The organism is Levilactobacillus lindianensis (genome assembly GCF_003946095.1).
GTDB lineage: Bacteria > Bacillota > Bacilli > Lactobacillales > Lactobacillaceae > Levilactobacillus > Levilactobacillus lindianensis.
Window position 1 is genome coordinate 1 of record NZ_RHOD01000035.1, and the last position, 14,872, is coordinate 14,872.

12 protein-coding genes, 1 tRNA gene and 1 pseudogene are annotated in these 14,872 nt (G+C 47.4%); 3 read left to right on the forward strand and 11 right to left on the reverse strand.

Annotated features, from left to right (window positions below):
- The first annotated feature begins 6 nt into the window (after positions 1-6).
- Positions 7-108 (forward strand): hypothetical protein, encoded by a 102-nt coding sequence (locus tag EKM70_RS11670; RefSeq protein ID WP_128211902.1) that lies wholly within the window; start codon positions 7-9, stop codon positions 106-108.
- Positions 109-148: 40 nt separating this feature from the next.
- On the opposite strand, the gene EKM70_RS11430 is transcribed toward EKM70_RS11670, so the two are convergent.
- From EKM70_RS11430 to yycF, 8 genes are all read right to left on the reverse strand, one after another.
- Positions 149-1,621 (reverse strand): SAM-dependent DNA methyltransferase, encoded by a 1,473-nt coding sequence (locus tag EKM70_RS11430; RefSeq protein WP_164506378.1) that lies wholly within the window; start codon positions 1,619-1,621, stop codon positions 149-151.
- Positions 1,622-1,810: 189 nt separating this feature from the next.
- Complete coding sequence (gene rlmH / locus EKM70_RS10240; protein WP_057878196.1) at positions 1,811-2,290, reverse strand: 23S rRNA (pseudouridine(1915)-N(3))-methyltransferase RlmH; 480 nt, start codon at positions 2,288-2,290, stop codon at positions 1,811-1,813.
- 547 nt (positions 2,291-2,837) lie between these two features.
- A complete protein-coding gene (locus EKM70_RS10245; RefSeq protein ID WP_125547589.1) occupies positions 2,838-4,166 on the reverse strand; it encodes a S1C family serine protease in 1,329 nt (442 codons plus the stop codon).
- A 133-nt stretch (positions 4,167-4,299) separates the two neighbouring features.
- Entirely contained in the window at positions 4,300-5,121 is an 822-nt protein-coding gene (locus tag EKM70_RS10250) for an MBL fold metallo-hydrolase (RefSeq protein WP_057878197.1), read from the reverse strand.
- Between the two features lie 278 nt (positions 5,122-5,399).
- Positions 5,400-6,257 carry a two-component system regulatory protein YycI gene (locus EKM70_RS10255; protein WP_125547591.1) on the reverse strand — a complete coding sequence of 286 codons (858 nt, stop codon included), beginning with the start codon at positions 6,255-6,257 and terminating at the stop codon, positions 5,400-5,402.
- A 27-nt stretch (positions 6,258-6,284) separates the two neighbouring features.
- Complete coding sequence (locus EKM70_RS10260) at positions 6,285-7,583, reverse strand: YycH family regulatory protein (RefSeq protein ID WP_125547593.1); 1,299 nt, start codon at positions 7,581-7,583, stop codon at positions 6,285-6,287.
- Complete coding sequence (walK, locus tag EKM70_RS10265) at positions 7,570-9,426, reverse strand: cell wall metabolism sensor histidine kinase WalK (RefSeq protein ID WP_125547595.1); 1,857 nt, start codon at positions 9,424-9,426, stop codon at positions 7,570-7,572. The genes EKM70_RS10260 and walK overlap by 14 nt, the downstream gene beginning before the upstream one ends.
- Positions 9,427-9,473: 47 nt before the next feature.
- Complete coding sequence (gene yycF, locus EKM70_RS10270) at positions 9,474-10,187, reverse strand: response regulator YycF (protein ID WP_125547597.1); 714 nt, start codon at positions 10,185-10,187, stop codon at positions 9,474-9,476.
- Positions 10,188-10,806: 619 nt separating this feature from the next.
- Here yycF and EKM70_RS10275 point away from each other — a divergent pair.
- A tRNA-Lys gene (locus tag EKM70_RS10275) sits at positions 10,807-10,879 on the forward strand.
- Positions 10,880-11,094: 215 nt separating this feature from the next.
- Positions 11,095-11,403: a hypothetical protein gene (locus tag EKM70_RS10280; protein WP_125547599.1), complete on the forward strand. Its 309-nt coding sequence runs from the start codon at positions 11,095-11,097 to the stop codon at positions 11,401-11,403.
- Positions 11,404-11,449: 46 nt separating this feature from the next.
- Here the strand turns inward: EKM70_RS10280 and EKM70_RS10285 are convergent, their stop codons facing one another.
- The 3 genes and pseudogenes from EKM70_RS10285 to EKM70_RS10295 form a co-directional block, all read right to left on the reverse strand.
- A complete protein-coding gene (locus EKM70_RS10285; RefSeq protein WP_125547601.1) occupies positions 11,450-11,686 on the reverse strand; it encodes a hypothetical protein in 237 nt (78 codons plus the stop codon).
- A 651-nt stretch (positions 11,687-12,337) separates the two neighbouring features.
- Positions 12,338-13,948, reverse strand: a complete 1,611-nt coding sequence (locus tag EKM70_RS10290; protein WP_125547603.1) for a peptide ABC transporter substrate-binding protein — start codon at positions 13,946-13,948, stop codon at positions 12,338-12,340.
- A gap of 474 nt (positions 13,949-14,422) precedes the next feature.
- A pseudogene (locus EKM70_RS10295) lies at positions 14,423-14,872 on the reverse strand (IS30-like element ISLsa1 family transposase); the annotation flags it as partial.

The following is a 14,872-nucleotide window of genomic DNA, read 5'->3' on the forward strand; positions in this document are numbered from 1 at the left end:
GAATATGTGCATGCTTTCTACAATAGGAAGAGAATTCATAGTTCACTGGGCTACCAGACCCCCTTACAAGTTGAAATCGCAACACTTACGAGCCAAATGGCCGCCTGATTTAATGCTTTCCATGGTTCAAATAAGTTATTAATCACGATTAATGATTTATTTGAGCTGTGGAAGGTAAACGCGGTTCTGAATGTCTCTTAAAACCTGTCTCAAATATTGACTTCAATCCACTGCGCAGTTCACGATAACTTACAATTAAGAAATTGCCAGAACCACAAGCGGGATCCAAAAAATGTAAGTGTGACAACTGCCTTTTAAAATCCAACAATTTTGATATAACATTTGCCCCACCCTTAACTATTGCCAAAAACCTTGCGCGTAAGTCATCCATAAATAATCCATTAATGACTTTCAAAATATCATCTTCAGGTGTATAGTGTGCTCCCAATTCATGACGAATCTGCGTGTTCATCGCACCTTCATACATTGAACCAAATACTATAGGATTAACCTTTGACCAATTTTGCTTTGCAGCTTCATAAATTGTATCAATAATGTCATCACTAATATCTGCAAACTCAGGAAAATCATCCCTACTAACTTTAAATAAGCCACCATTTATGTATGGAAATCCACTTAGCTTGGTTAAATTTTCTCTTTGACTATCATCCGGTGTATCTACAGCCTGAAATAATCTATGTATTCTGTCCATTCTATTATCCGGATCTGCAGCTCTAACACGCTCGGACAAGTACCTTTTGAAAAGATTCATTTCAATGACATCTGTATCCTCGCAAAACATTAAGAATGCCAATCGCACGATCATCTTATCTGCTTGATGCTGTTTAAAACCAGCTTTTATAAACTTATCATGCAGCTCTCCCATTTCTGAAGCTCTACCAGCAGAAATACTAATACCCTTTCTATTTTCATCTTCAACCCTCTGTTGTACCTGTACTACAGGCGCCAAATCTTCTGTCTTCTCAAACAACTCTGGTAAAATATTCGCAGGGGCTAAAAAATATAGTAGCTCAGAAAGAACCTCATCGTCTGTTAAGTTTGTCAAATCAATCGAATGTGCATGAAGTTTATCATGCGTATAAATTCTTAGCTCTACAAAATTCGTAACTATTTCAAACTGTGTTACACCGGTCTGATAGGAAAATTTTGAACGATAGTCGAATGCCTGATCCATTCCTTTTCGTTTATCAGTTCTCTTAGCACCAAAAGAATAACTTGCATCTTCAACCTCAACAAAACCGACAGGCTTTAAAGTTGTTGGATCCTGAAGCTCATCAACGTCAAACATTCCTAATAACCCATCTGGTATTGTACCTGTAGCATCTTTATACTCTGTTAATAAAGAGAAGCTCTCTCCCTGCCTATTCTCTTGTTTTTCATATCCCAAAACTTTAACAAACAAATTATCTATAAAAGTTGGTCTCTTTTGATTCTCCTTCCAAGAATAAACTTCATCTCCATGAAACGATTTGACTAACTCTCTTGCAGCGAAGCGCTGCTCGTCCGTAATCTTCGCAACAATATCTCGCTTTTTAATATCAATCTTCAACTGATCAAGTGGAATCAGTGGTTGATAGTTAACTTTCTTTTTTAAAGCCATTCTTAAGCTCCTCTTTTTAAAACAAATTTGTGGTATTAAATACCACAGTCCATGTCCTTTTCAATATCACACTAAACACAGAAACCGTTAGTCTATATCATTAATACATATTATATTAACACAACTTCCCATGACTTATGATGTACGCCTGTAACACTCCAATTTAACGATTAATTCCAAAAAAAAGCGTCACTTATGATATGGACTTCCCTCATTAATCATAAACGCCCGGTAAACCTGCTCCGTCAACACCAACCGCATCAACTGATGAGGCAGCGTGAACCGGCCAAATGAAATCTGGGTGTTCGCCCGCTTCAACACGGCTGGCGTCAGTCCCAGCGAGCCACCAATGACGAAGGTGATGTCTGAGTGGCCGTAGGTGGTCAAGTCCTTCAGTTCCTTGGCAAACTCCTCAGATGACCGTTCCTTGCCCAGGATGGCCAGGGCATAGACGTATTCGCGGTCCTTAATCTTACTCAGGATCCGCTCACCCTCCGCGGCCATGACCTGGTCCATTTCGGCCTGTGACATGCTTTCGGGGGCCTTTTCATCCGGCACCTCGACGATACTGAATTTACAGAAACGAGAGAGCCGTTTGGCATACTCCGCAATCCCTTGTTTAAAGTACTTTTCCTTTAACTTCCCGACGACAACAAACTTGATGTTCATAATTATCCTCCTATGCACAGGTTATCCACAAAGTTATCCACAGGTGGACAAACGGGGTTCCTAGATATTGGGGGTAAACGATGTCCGACCTACGACATCTATTTTTTCGAAAAAAGTCAATGCTTTTCTAGTTATCCACCGTTGTCCCCCAAAACGGGCGTTCGGGGCTACCGCTTACAATCCCCGGCACGTCGCGCTTTTGGCTATCAATTTTTCAATAAAAATGTTTCTATCCACAGTTATCCACCGAACCTGTGGATAACTTTTACACCGGTTCCAACCGCGGCCCTGTCCTGTTTATAAGTTATCCACCGCAACTTCAGTCCGCTTATCCCCCAAGTTATCCACAAACGAAATTTCAAAAAATTTCCGCCCTGAATTACCCAAGGCCTTGGCAACTTCTTCGTTCGGCTCCTGATCCAATGACGACCGCTTTCAGACTTGTTCGGTACACCCGAAACTTCGGCTTTTCAATTTATAGTTTATCACAGCAAAAAACGCCAGCGGAGAAAATCTCCACTGGCGTTTTCAATTTCACGACTTTAGTTTAGCTTTCTGACGTAGCACTGGTCGTTTTACTCAACTGTGCGGACGTCTCGGTCAGCTTGACCTTCGTGGTCTGCTTCTTCCCATTGTGGTAGTACGTCAGCGAAACGGTATCGTTCAACTTGTACTTGTACAGGAGATCTCGCAGCGTTGACTGGTCGGAAATCTCGTGGCCACCCAACTCGGTAATGACGTCGTACTTGGCCAATCCAGCCTTCTTAGCGGGTGAATCTGCGGATGCGCTCATCACAACAACCCCAGCATCCACGCTAGATGGCAACTTCAAGACTGACTTCTGTTGCGAACTGGAAACGTTGGCGAGGTCCACGTAGGTAATCCCTAACGCTGGCCGCACAACCTTCCCCTTCTTAACCAGTTGATTGATGATGTTGACCACTTCGTTGGAAGGAATGGCAAAGCCCATCCCCTCAACACTAGTCCCCTCGGCATCGCTGGCAATCTTAGAAGAAGTAATCCCGACAACCTGACCACCGACGTTGATCAGCGCCCCACCGGAGTTCCCAGGGTTAATAGCGGCATCGGTTTGGATAACCGTGGCGTTCCCCGTCTGCGTACCAGCGGAGTTCGTCGTTTCAATCGTCCGTTTCTTAGCGGAAATAATCCCTTCGGTCAGAGACGTCGCGTACTGGCTACCCAGCGGCGACCCGATGGCTAGCGCGGTCTCACCAACCTTGATATCATCGGAATTTCCAAATGAGGCAACGGTCTTCAACGACGCGCCGTTAACCTTCAGTACGGCCAAGTCGGTCACGGAATCCTTCCCGACTAGTTTCGCCTGAAGCTGCTTCCCAGAGCTCGTCACCACGCGCAGTGCGGATGATCCCGACACCACGTGATTATTGGTGACGATGTAGGCTGTGTTGCCGTCCTTCTTATAAACAACTCCGGACCCTTCGGAGGCTTCCTCTAAGGCTGCCTTGGACGAACTGGAATCCGAAGACGAGGATTCCTGACCAAACAACTGGCCCAAGGTGCTGTTATTGTTTTGTTTCTGCAGATTGACCACGGAAACCATGGCCCCCTTCACCTTGTTAAAGGCTTTGGTGGACTGACTGCTGACATTGACCGTCACATTCGAGGTCTTGGTATTCCCGGTTGAATTACTACCACTAGGAACTGCCGTATCATTAATCCCGCTATTATTAAAGTAAGTAATACCACCGTAGGCTGCACCCCCACCTAAAAGTCCGGCGACGAGTGCCGTTACGGCAACCTTTGTCAGGGTCAAGCCACCTCGTTTACGCGTCTGAGGTGTTGGTGTCGTTTCGTTATTATCATTGTTTTGATTATTCTGATTATTATTATCCATCGTATTGCGCCAAAAGCGCGAACCCTCCTCAATCATCGGTCGCGTGTCACCGACCGCTAGTTTAGTAACTTCTATGTTACCCGGATCCTGTGAATTTTTTTTGATAAATAGATGGTGAAATCCTAAAGTTTTCCTACAGGGCGACCAGTGGGGTGGCCTCTTCCGGATTGGTATCAATCAACTGGAAGTCATGGCCCACACCGAAATCACGGTTCTCCATCATGGATGCCACGGTCAGGTGACACAGGGACTGCATGTTGTTATGCAGGCTCCGGTGCCCCAGATAAATCTTCTTAGTCCGGTTGCCCAACACGTCCATCAGGGCATCGGCCCCTTCTTCATTGGACAAATGCCCCTTGTCACCGAGGATCCGCTGCTTCAATGGCCAGGAATACTCGCCCATCCGCAACATTTCCACGTCATGGTTACATTCTAACAGGTAGGCGTCGGCATCCTTAATGACGCCCTCCACGTGTTCGGACACGTAGCCGGTATCCGTCAAGATGACAAAGGTCTTCCCATGGTAGTGAATCGCGTAGAACTGGGGTTCCGCGGCGTCGTGAGAGACCGAGAAACTCTCCACATCGATGTCGCCAAAGGTCTGGACGGTGTCTGGGGCAAAGAGGTGTTTCTGAGCCAAGTCGACCTTGCCGATCTTGGAACTCATCGCATCCCAGGTGCCTTCGTTAGCATAAACATTGAGCTGCTGGTACCGTCGCGCCAGGATCCCCACCGCTTGACGGTGATCCGAGTGTTCGTGGGTGACCAATAACGAGTTAACGTCATTTAAGTCCCGGCCAATGTTGCCCATTAATTTTTCAATCTTCTTGCCGCTAAGGCCCGCGTCGATTAAGATCCGCTGGTTAGGGCTCTCCACGTAGCACACGTTTCCCGTGCTACCACTGGATAAGACACTGATCCGCAAATCATCTGCTGCATCTGTCCGCAATTCCATCTGCCCTCTCCTTAAATTCAATACCGTAATAATACCGCATTTCCGTACCGTTGTAACTAACCGCGTATCAAACAACTTATATTCGGGCTTCATTCCCAACTGATCCCGCACTTACCCGCTAAAGGGGACTCACGACGCCGTCACAGCACCTGGTAGCCTCGTTTCAACCATTCATGAGGATTTACCGGTTCGACGCCCAACCAGCCGCTAGCGGCCATTCTCGTCCCAAATACGTCACCAACAAAAAAGGACGACCACCGTCGCCCCCTCAGAATTCATTAATCACTGGTTGTTGCGGTCCCACTGACGGACTTCACGTTACTATCCGAGTTCAGGATGGCCCCGGTAAAGGCGTTCACCCGTTTCAGCTGAAGAACCCCGGCGTTATTGCCGCTATCGGCCTTGTACGCAATGATCCAGGTTGGAATGTACACGCTACTGTTCTTTAAGTTAAAGTAGCGCGTATAGGCCAGTTTAGTCCACACAACCTTACTGTTATTGGCGATCTGGTTGTATTGATACAGCCAAATCAGCGCCTTACGCTCGGAAATCGTATCCGTCTTTTCCCGCAAGGTCTTGACCCCCGGCAGATACCCTTGCGAGTAGCCGGTTACCGACCCCGTATTGGTCAAACTGAAGCGAATCTCCCCAAACTTGGAGTAAATCTGGCCGTCCGTGACGCGCTGGGTATAAACAACCGTGTTATGACTGGATAACTGGGCGTTGTATTTGTACTGATCCCCATTTAGAATCAGTGACCCGTTATTAACCACCTCGTCCAGAACCTGATCCGGATGTTTAGTATCCACGCCGTTAATCGCGGCCTTGAAGGTGGCGGTAAAGGTCCCATCCGACTGGTAACGCACCGTTTGGTCGGTCAGGCTGGTCAGGTTACTCTTCACACTATCGTTATTACTCGTGGAAATGTAGTAACCCTCGCCGCTTTTCTTCGATGGCGCCGAAAACTTAATGTCATCGGCACGCATCTCCTTCACGATCGTCGTGTCGCTATCTACCGAACGGCTAGAGTCCGTGTCGGTCTGGCCCGTGGTGTCGCGTTGAAACGCGGCAAATAGGAAAATATCAATGGCGATGAACGCGACTAGAAATAGCCACTCAATGCGTCGAAAATCCATACCGGACTGGCCCCCTTTACCTCATGTTTATTGCTGTTTCAGCATCTGCGTGGCAGTCTTCCAACTCCCGTCGTAGTGCACGTACCAGGTTGGCGTCAGGTTAACCACCTTGTCCGACGACGTGGAGGCTAACCACTGATACCCAATCTGTAAACTACTAATTTTAGACTTGTGATAACCGGCCGCAACCAGCTGGTCGAGTACGCTCTGGGTGCCAGATAACGTCACCGACTTCTTATCGGTGGGCACTGGGACTTGGAGACTGTAGATCGAGAAGTTATACCGCCGCACACCCTGCGACAGCATTTGAATCCGGGCCGCGCCGTAGTTGCTTTGGTTGAAAATTGGGAAACCTTCGACGAAACTCCGGTAGGTCACGGTTGACTTACCAGCGTTGTACCCGTAGTAGCGCAGATTTTCCATGGGAATCCCAATGGTTTTAATCGCGTCGTAGCCGGATTTCAGGGCCTGATTAAAACTAAGTGACGCCTGTAAGGCACTGTAATCCTCGAACAACGCGGTCCCACTCTTGTTATACACGGTGAGTTGCCGGGAAGCCCCATCACTGTAGATGGTACTTTCCTTATTCTTCTTGGCCGAAACGTTGGTTGACTCCCCCTTGTTGAGCAGGCGAGTCGTAAAGTAGTCCGTGGACTGCTGGTTGACCAGGTAGCTATAAGACGGCACCGTGACACTATCCGTGACGTAAGCCGAGGCGGAATCGCCGAGCCACTGCATCTTGACGTCGATCCGGAAGAGATTTTCCTTCAGAATCTTCCTGATGGCCGTGACCTGCGACGTCTTCACCTTAACCTGGTAGACCTCCTGTTTCCGGTCGTCTAACAGGTACAAGTGATCGCTGTTGCCCAGCGGCACCATGATCCGTGAAAACTTAGTGGTGGTCCGCGCTAATTTATTGTTAAAGACCGTATTGAAGATCCGGCCATTGATTGGGCTGGCATACGATAGCAACAGGCTGTTCTTGCGCGTCAGGTAAGCCATATAGGCCGTCTTAGACGACACGCGAACCCGACTCATGCGGCCGAGATCCCATTTCTCCAAGGACTCACGAATCTCGGTCGTCAGATTAACTTTTCGGTTATTCAATAGTTCTTGTTTACCAGTACCATCGCTATAAATCACCTGTGTGGGGAGGTAAACATCCTTCTGTGGTCGGGTGTTCAGCTCCGTTGCCGGTGTATTAGAGCTCCGCTGGCGGTTATGCTCATACTGTGCCGGGTTGGTCCAAATCATCGCGGACAGAACCACACTGACGGCCACCGCGGCGGTCAATCCCAATGGTAGGAGAGCTTTAGTTATCTTCATCCCAGAGATCATCCTCCTCGTAAGGCTTGTAAGGCAGGGAAATGTAGAACGTTGACCCTCTGCCCTCGCGACTATCGACCCAGATCCGGCCGCCCAGTAACTGAACGACTTCACGGGAGATGGCTAGGCCCAACCCAGTCCCACCTTGGGCCCGTGAACGGGCCTTATCAACCCGGTAGAACCGATCAAAGATTCGTGGAATATCCGCACGCGGAATCCCCAAACCTTGGTCAGCAACGCTCAAAATCACGTTATTATGGGTCTCCAGTAGGCGACAGGTGATGACCCCACCATCTGGTGAGTATTTAATGGCATTATTCATCAAATTATCCAACACTTGCGTGAACCGGTCGGTATCAATTTCAACCCACAGGTCGCGCTTGGTGAAGTCTCGTTTGATCGTGTAGGTCTTCTCTGGCCGGTCGTCTTGCTTCAACATCATGTCGAAACGATCCAACACGTAGTTGAAAAGTTCATTCAGATTGACCATTTCCATGTCGACCTTTTGGGTCCCAGAATCCATCCGTGACAAGGTTAACAGGTCGTTAATCATCCGAATCATCCGGTCCGTTTCCTCTTGCGTCACCTTCAGGAAGTGCGGCGCCACCTCAGGGTCCTTCCAGGCCCCTTCGGAGAGCGACTCAATGTAAGCCCGCACACTAGTTAACGGTGTCCGTAGCTCATGAGAGACGTTGGAAACGAATTCCTTACGGTCCTGGTCAATCTTCTGTTGTTCCGTGACATCGTGTAACACACAGACCAACCCGGAGATAAAGCCAGATTCCCGCTGAATCAGAGAGAAGTAGGCCTGCATAATCAAATCATGTTCCTTAGTCGAAAAGTCCAAGACTAAATCATCCGGGTTCTCTAGTAATTCACGCAACGTATAGTTGTCGCGGATATCCAGTAAATCCAGAATTGACTTGCCCACGGCGCCATCCGAATCGGTATCCAGAAAACTCGTGGCAGTTTCGTTAATAATCGTGACATTCCCACGACGGTCGGTGGCGATAACCCCATCCGTCATGTGCGCCATGACGGAGTCTAGTCGCCGGCGTTCAGATTCCGTGGATTCTTGCGCTTCTTCGACCCGGACGGAAAGGTTATTGACGGCACTGGCAAGTTGCCCCAGCTCGTCACTCCCATAGACCCGCACGTGGCCAGAGTAGTCCCCACGGGCGATCCGTAAGGTTTGTTTCTTCATTTCATCAATTGGTCTCGTGATTGCCCGGGAAATAACAATGGCCATCACTAGTCCCAAGATAATTGCCACAAAAACAGCAGAAACATAGATCAGGGTGATTTGATTAATATTCTGATAAACGGAGTCTAAACTTGACCGCATCGAAATAACCCCGACTAATTCGCTGTTGTTTCCTTGCGTCCGAATTATTCGCGTAATGGTGGTGTAGTACCGGCTATTGTTCTGAGAATTATAGGTAGTCCGGACCACGTCACGGTTATTATAGATGGCATTCTTAATGTTATTGTCAGTCGTTTTTTGGCCAACAACCCCTTGGTTATCGACTTCATTGGTTCCCCGAATGGTTCCTTTGTTATCAATGACTCGAATCTGAGCATTGTTGGTGTTGTTAATCTCTGAGAGGGTCGATTTAATCTTCTTATCTGCAGACGTGGTATTCGTCGTCGACAGCTCATCAGACAGACGGTTCACAATGTAAGTCTGAACGACTTGCTGGGATTTAAAGGTATTTAAGTTCTGCCGTTCCAGTTGACGAACGAACACCGCCCCCACAATCTCCAGCGTTAACAAGAGGAGGAGCGCGAAGACCAACGCGATTTTAAAGTGAATCGACTGAAAAAACTTAATTTTGCTATTCACGAAGTGACATACTCCTCCAATGCGAGATTTAGCGGTAACCCGCTCGCTTAGGCCTGATCTTCAGGGTTGCGCAAATAGTAACCCACACCACGCCGCGTAACCAGCCAGGTTGGGTGACTTGGACTATCTTCAATCTTTTCTCGTAAACGACGCACAGTCACATCGACCGTCCGCACGTCCCCAAAGTAATCGTAGCCCCAAACCGTTTGGAGCAAGTGTTCCCGGGTCATGACTTGACCAATGTGTTGGGCCAAGTAGTGAAGCAACTCAAATTCACGGTGGGTCAACTCAATGTTGGCTCCCCGCTTAGAGACTGAGTAAGCTTCGGGGTGAATCGTCAAATCTCCAATTTCAATATCTTGGTTTTCTGGTTCTTCCGGTTGGGCATGGGCCGCCGTATTCTGGCGTCGTAAGTTTGCCTTGACCCGTGCAACCAGTTCTCGGTTGGAGAAGGGCTTCGTCACGTAGTCATCAGCCCCTAATTCCAGGCCGAGAACCTTGTCTAATTCTGAATCCTTGGCCGTAACCATAATGATTGGCATGTCATGCTTTTTACGAATCTCACGCGCAACATCTAAGCCATCAACCTTGGGTAACATCAGATCAAGAATAATCAGATCTGGGGCAGCGTCTTCAACCTGCTGGATAGCGGCTTCGCCATCGTAGGCAACTTCGACTTCGTACCCTTCTTTTTCCAAATTAAACTTCATAATATCCGTGATTGGCTTTTCATCATCGACAACTAGAATTGTTTTAGGCATAATTAAAAATTTCCTCCTTAAGGGAAATACAGTCCGATCCGATAATTACAGGATTATCGGCAGGCCAGCCATTGGATGTCAAAAAACCATCGACAATGGGGCCACTACAGTTAGTGTTACAATTTTTTCTCGTTTAAAGTCAAGGTTAGAAGTGAGCTACCACTGAAGGTCAGCTCGATAAAAAATAAAGGTCGTTGCGCGGCCTGAGAAAAATCCAGGACCGGTAGAGCAACGTTGCCTAAATTATAACACATCATGACCTATCTTTCAGGCCTTGTCTGTAAAGGATTTAAGGTGCTTTTAACTTACCATTTCCTGGGAAATACATTGTGATCATAAACGTTTAGTTCAATTATGTCTATTATCCAACTTTTTTCAATTAATTTTATGGATTACCCACCACTTTCACTGGCAAAATACACGTTTTAATCGAAAGTCAGTAAAAAAACTTTTATTTTTTCAAGTTCGGCTAATCCTTGAAATACCGGGGATTAGCTTTCTTAAATAACCAATTTTTTGAATAAAAATCAACTTTTTTTGAAAAAGGGGTTGCGCACCCCTAATCCTCATGATATGATAGTTCTCGTTGATATGGAAGACATACAACAGCAACAGAAATGGGCAGTTAGCTCAGCTGGCAGAGCAACGGACTCTTAATCCGTGGGTCCAGGGTTCGATCCCCTGACTGCCCATAACTACTAATCAGCTTTCACGAAGGAATGGCTTCGTGGTTGCTGATTTTTTTGTGTCCTAAAAGAATATTTATCCGTTTCCCTCATGTTTATTCATTCTCGTTAGCCCCCTGATTCGCTAGCTCCATTTCGCTTCGATCTGGGACTAGCGTTTTCCCCGGACGTCTGTTAATCTGGACTCGCAACCATTCTTACATATGAAAGAAGGATCGCCCATGTCCTCAGCTTTTTCCAAGGAGGCCCTCACGCTTGAGGTGCTGGATGCCATCTGCGAGAAGCTTGACCTCCAATCGAGTGCCTTAGTTTTTCTCGACTATGAGTTCAAACCCGGTGAAATCAAAAAGATTGAAGCAGACCTCATCCAACGTTCTGTGAAACGGCAGCCCACGTCCATTGCTGACGTCGCCGCATTGGTTCGAACCGTTCGACCCAGCCTGACTACTCATGCCGCCACTAGTATTGCGGAACAGCTCGTAGCCGGCTTTCGCGCCGAGTCTCGTTTCTCAATTCTGACCGGAAAATAGATCCAGGAACACGAAAGCTCACGACAATTGTCGTGAGCTTTTTTGCTTATCGTGACCAATAACGGCGAAGGGCGACGCCCACTTCAATCACAAAGAGAAGCAGGATGAAGCCACTAGCACTTCTGAGAAAAACTAAAGCGTCATTGAGCCAAAAAATCTGGCCTTGCATCAAGAAATCCATCAGTGCCTTAATAAAAAACACCGGGATTAATAATAAAATGAAGATTTCGACCAAATCCAGCGATTGTTTAATCTGATCTCTTAAGATCCTTCTAAAACTCACGCCATCTCCTCCTCCAACCTAACCTGTCTGAAACGACCCACTTGCGTGATCAAAACGCCAATCACTCCCCATGATCGCAGGTCACTTTAGTTTCCCCTGGTTAGTCTAAGTCTTATCGTAACAAAACTTCCGACTAAATTCAGGTGTTTTCAAAAATTAGTTTATGGTTTAACCTTTTACCTCATGCTTTAATTTCGATCACATAAAGCCACGGGAAAATTCCCGTGACTTTTTTATCCGCCAGATTGGCTGCTCAGCGTGAATCTGGCCTCACTGGACTAATTATTCACTGAAAGCTGTTATTGGGCTCATATGCGGCTTATTTTGCGGGAGAAACGATGATTAACGGTTATTACTATTGGAATTGGATAATCTCGGAACTATACGTTCACCCTTATATGCTCATCCTAGCAGCTTCTGAAACGCATTCGCTCGGGCTGGCCCTTCCGCTTAGCGTAGATGAGCCCCGGCTCGGCTACCTATCTACGCTAATGCGTCTCGTTCTCGCCCTTATATCCTAGTCCTGGCAACTTCTGAAACGTGTTCGCTCGGGCTGTCCCCTCCGCTTAGCCCAGATAAGCACCGGATCGGCTACGCCGAACTGGCACTTATCTACGCTAATGCTCAGGGCCAACCGCCCTCGTTCACACTCTACTTCCAGTAAGCATACTTATACTGCGCGTCACTCATCATCGTATACTTCAACCCACCAACCTTACTAGAAACCAAGTGTGCCTTGGCTTGTTGGTACAAAGGAACTAAGCCCGCTTGCTGGGTAACATACGTATCAGCCTGTTTCATCAGGTTCCACCGTTGTTGCGTGCTGTACTTGGCCGTGTTATCAATAGCCGCCATCAACTGGCTGTAATGGGCATCATCCCACTTGGTGAAGTTGACCGAGCTCTTGCCGTCCGCCATTTGGAGGAAGTCGGAAGGGTCCCGCCAATCCGTATTCCAGCCATCCAGGTCAATATCGAAGTTACCGGCCGATCCCTTGGCAATCTGCTGAGCCAAAGGCATCGATTTAATCGTGATTTTAAGGCCTGGCATGTATTTCTGGGCCTGTTGTTGTAAATACTGGGCTGTGTGCTTCTGTTCGTCCGTGTCGGCCGTCAGGAGCTCTAGGTTGGCCGTCTTAATCCCCAGTTCTTGCTTGGCCTGTTTCCAAAGGCTCGTTGCTTTGGCTGGGTCGTAGCTCAGCAAGTTGCCGACATCTTCTGAAAAGTCCTTCCCGGTTTGAGGATCATTCCCATCCCCGTAAGGAATCAAGCTCTTCGCGGCCGCAGATCCATCCTGAAGCACGTTCTTCGTGAGTGCTGATCTGTTCACCACATAGGAGAAGGCCTGACGAAGTTTGGTGTTATGGGTAATCTTCTTCTGATCATTAAATTCCAAGAACCGCATCGAACTGTTCAACGTCGTCTTCATGGCCGGATCATTGGCATTTTGTTTAATGTACTGCCCCGAAAGTGTGGTTTCCTGAACCGCACCGGACTTGAAGAGACTCGATGAGGTCCCAGGATCCTTGACCACCTGGACGTCAACCTGGTTAATCTCAACGTTCTTGGCATTCCAATACTGATCATTCTTCTCATAGGACCAACTATCCGTGGTCCCACTCCAATTGACCAGCTTATAGGCGCCATTGGACAAGGTCTTATCGGATGACGTTCCGTACTGACTGCCATACTGCTTGAAAAGATTCGTCTTCATGGGATATTCTGCTGTCGCTAAGATATCACCTAGCCATGGTTGAGGCTGTGACAAGGTCACCTGCAAGGTCTTCTGGTTGAGGGCTTTCACACCTAGTGTCGCTGGCTTAGCTTTACCGGACTGAACGGCATCATAGTTCTTCAAAAATTTCAGTTTGTTAGCCACCTGCGACTTAGATTGTGGATTTACCTGCCACTGGAAGGAAGTCACAAAGTCCTGTGCCGTCACGGGATCGCCATTCTGCCACTTGGCGCTCTGCTTAATTTTGAACGTATACACCGTCCCGTTATGCGTCGGCTTAACCACCTTCTCCGCCACCCCCGGGGCAACCTTCCCGTTCTCGTCCAGGGTGTACAGCCCTTCTTCCGTTTGCGCAATCATACTCGAACTGTTACTGTCGCCGGAAATGGCCGGATTTGCCGTCGCGGGATTTCCCACCATGGTGACCTTTAACACCTGGCCCGTGCTACTCTCTGCCTGCGTCGTCCCACACCCCGCCAAAGCAGCCACTGCTAATAATCCAAAACTCAATCCCAATAATTTTTTCATTTTAACGTCCCTCACTTATCTGGCCCGATCAAAAGAGCCGCCCGTCCTCGTTGGTTAACTCACCAACAAGGGCGAACGACTCGCGGTACCACCTTGTTTTATCTCTCAATGCGCGGCCTTCAGCCAGCGCGACGTGCGGTAATGGGCACGACCCAGTCATCACGACTTGTTGCATGATGACGACGCTCCGATGCGGTTCACGTCGACGGTTCGATTCGGCTCCCATCTGCCCGAACTCGCTAGACCGCCCTCGACGTTACTCTTCTTTGCCTGGTCTTAAATATTGTTATTAAATTTATCATCATTCATTTTAGATGTCAATCGTTTTATAAACATTCATTTTTATGTATATTAAGTGTTGTCACCACAAAAAAAGAGCTAATCCATACGGCTGTATGGTTAGCTCTTCTCATCATTGGCGTCATTTAAATAAAGTCGCCGCTAAATTAATTTTTTATACGGCAAATTACAAGTTTAATCCGAACAAGCCCGGAATCTTTCAATGGCAGTCTGTTGATGATGTATTTTTAATGGTCGTTGATTAATTAGTTCAAGTGCTGCTAGGATCTCATCAGTCGTTACTTGGCTAAAATTGGTCTTTTTCGGGAAGAACCAGCGTAACCGCCTATTAAAATATTCATTGGAACCTCGCTCCCATGGTGAATATGGATGGCAAAAATAAACTTTGATCTGATAATCCTGTTCTAAGGCCTGATAATTGGCAAACTCTTTACCATGATCAACAGTAATGGATTTTACTTGGGGATCGAAGGCCCCCATAAACTTGCCAAAGGCGGTGTTTAGAGCCTTAGCCGTTCTATTAGGGGCTTTGATGGCCCATAGAAGTCGGGTCTTACGTTCTACGAATGTAACCAGACATGATCGTGACTCACTTCGACTAGAAAGCACCGTATCTACTTCCCA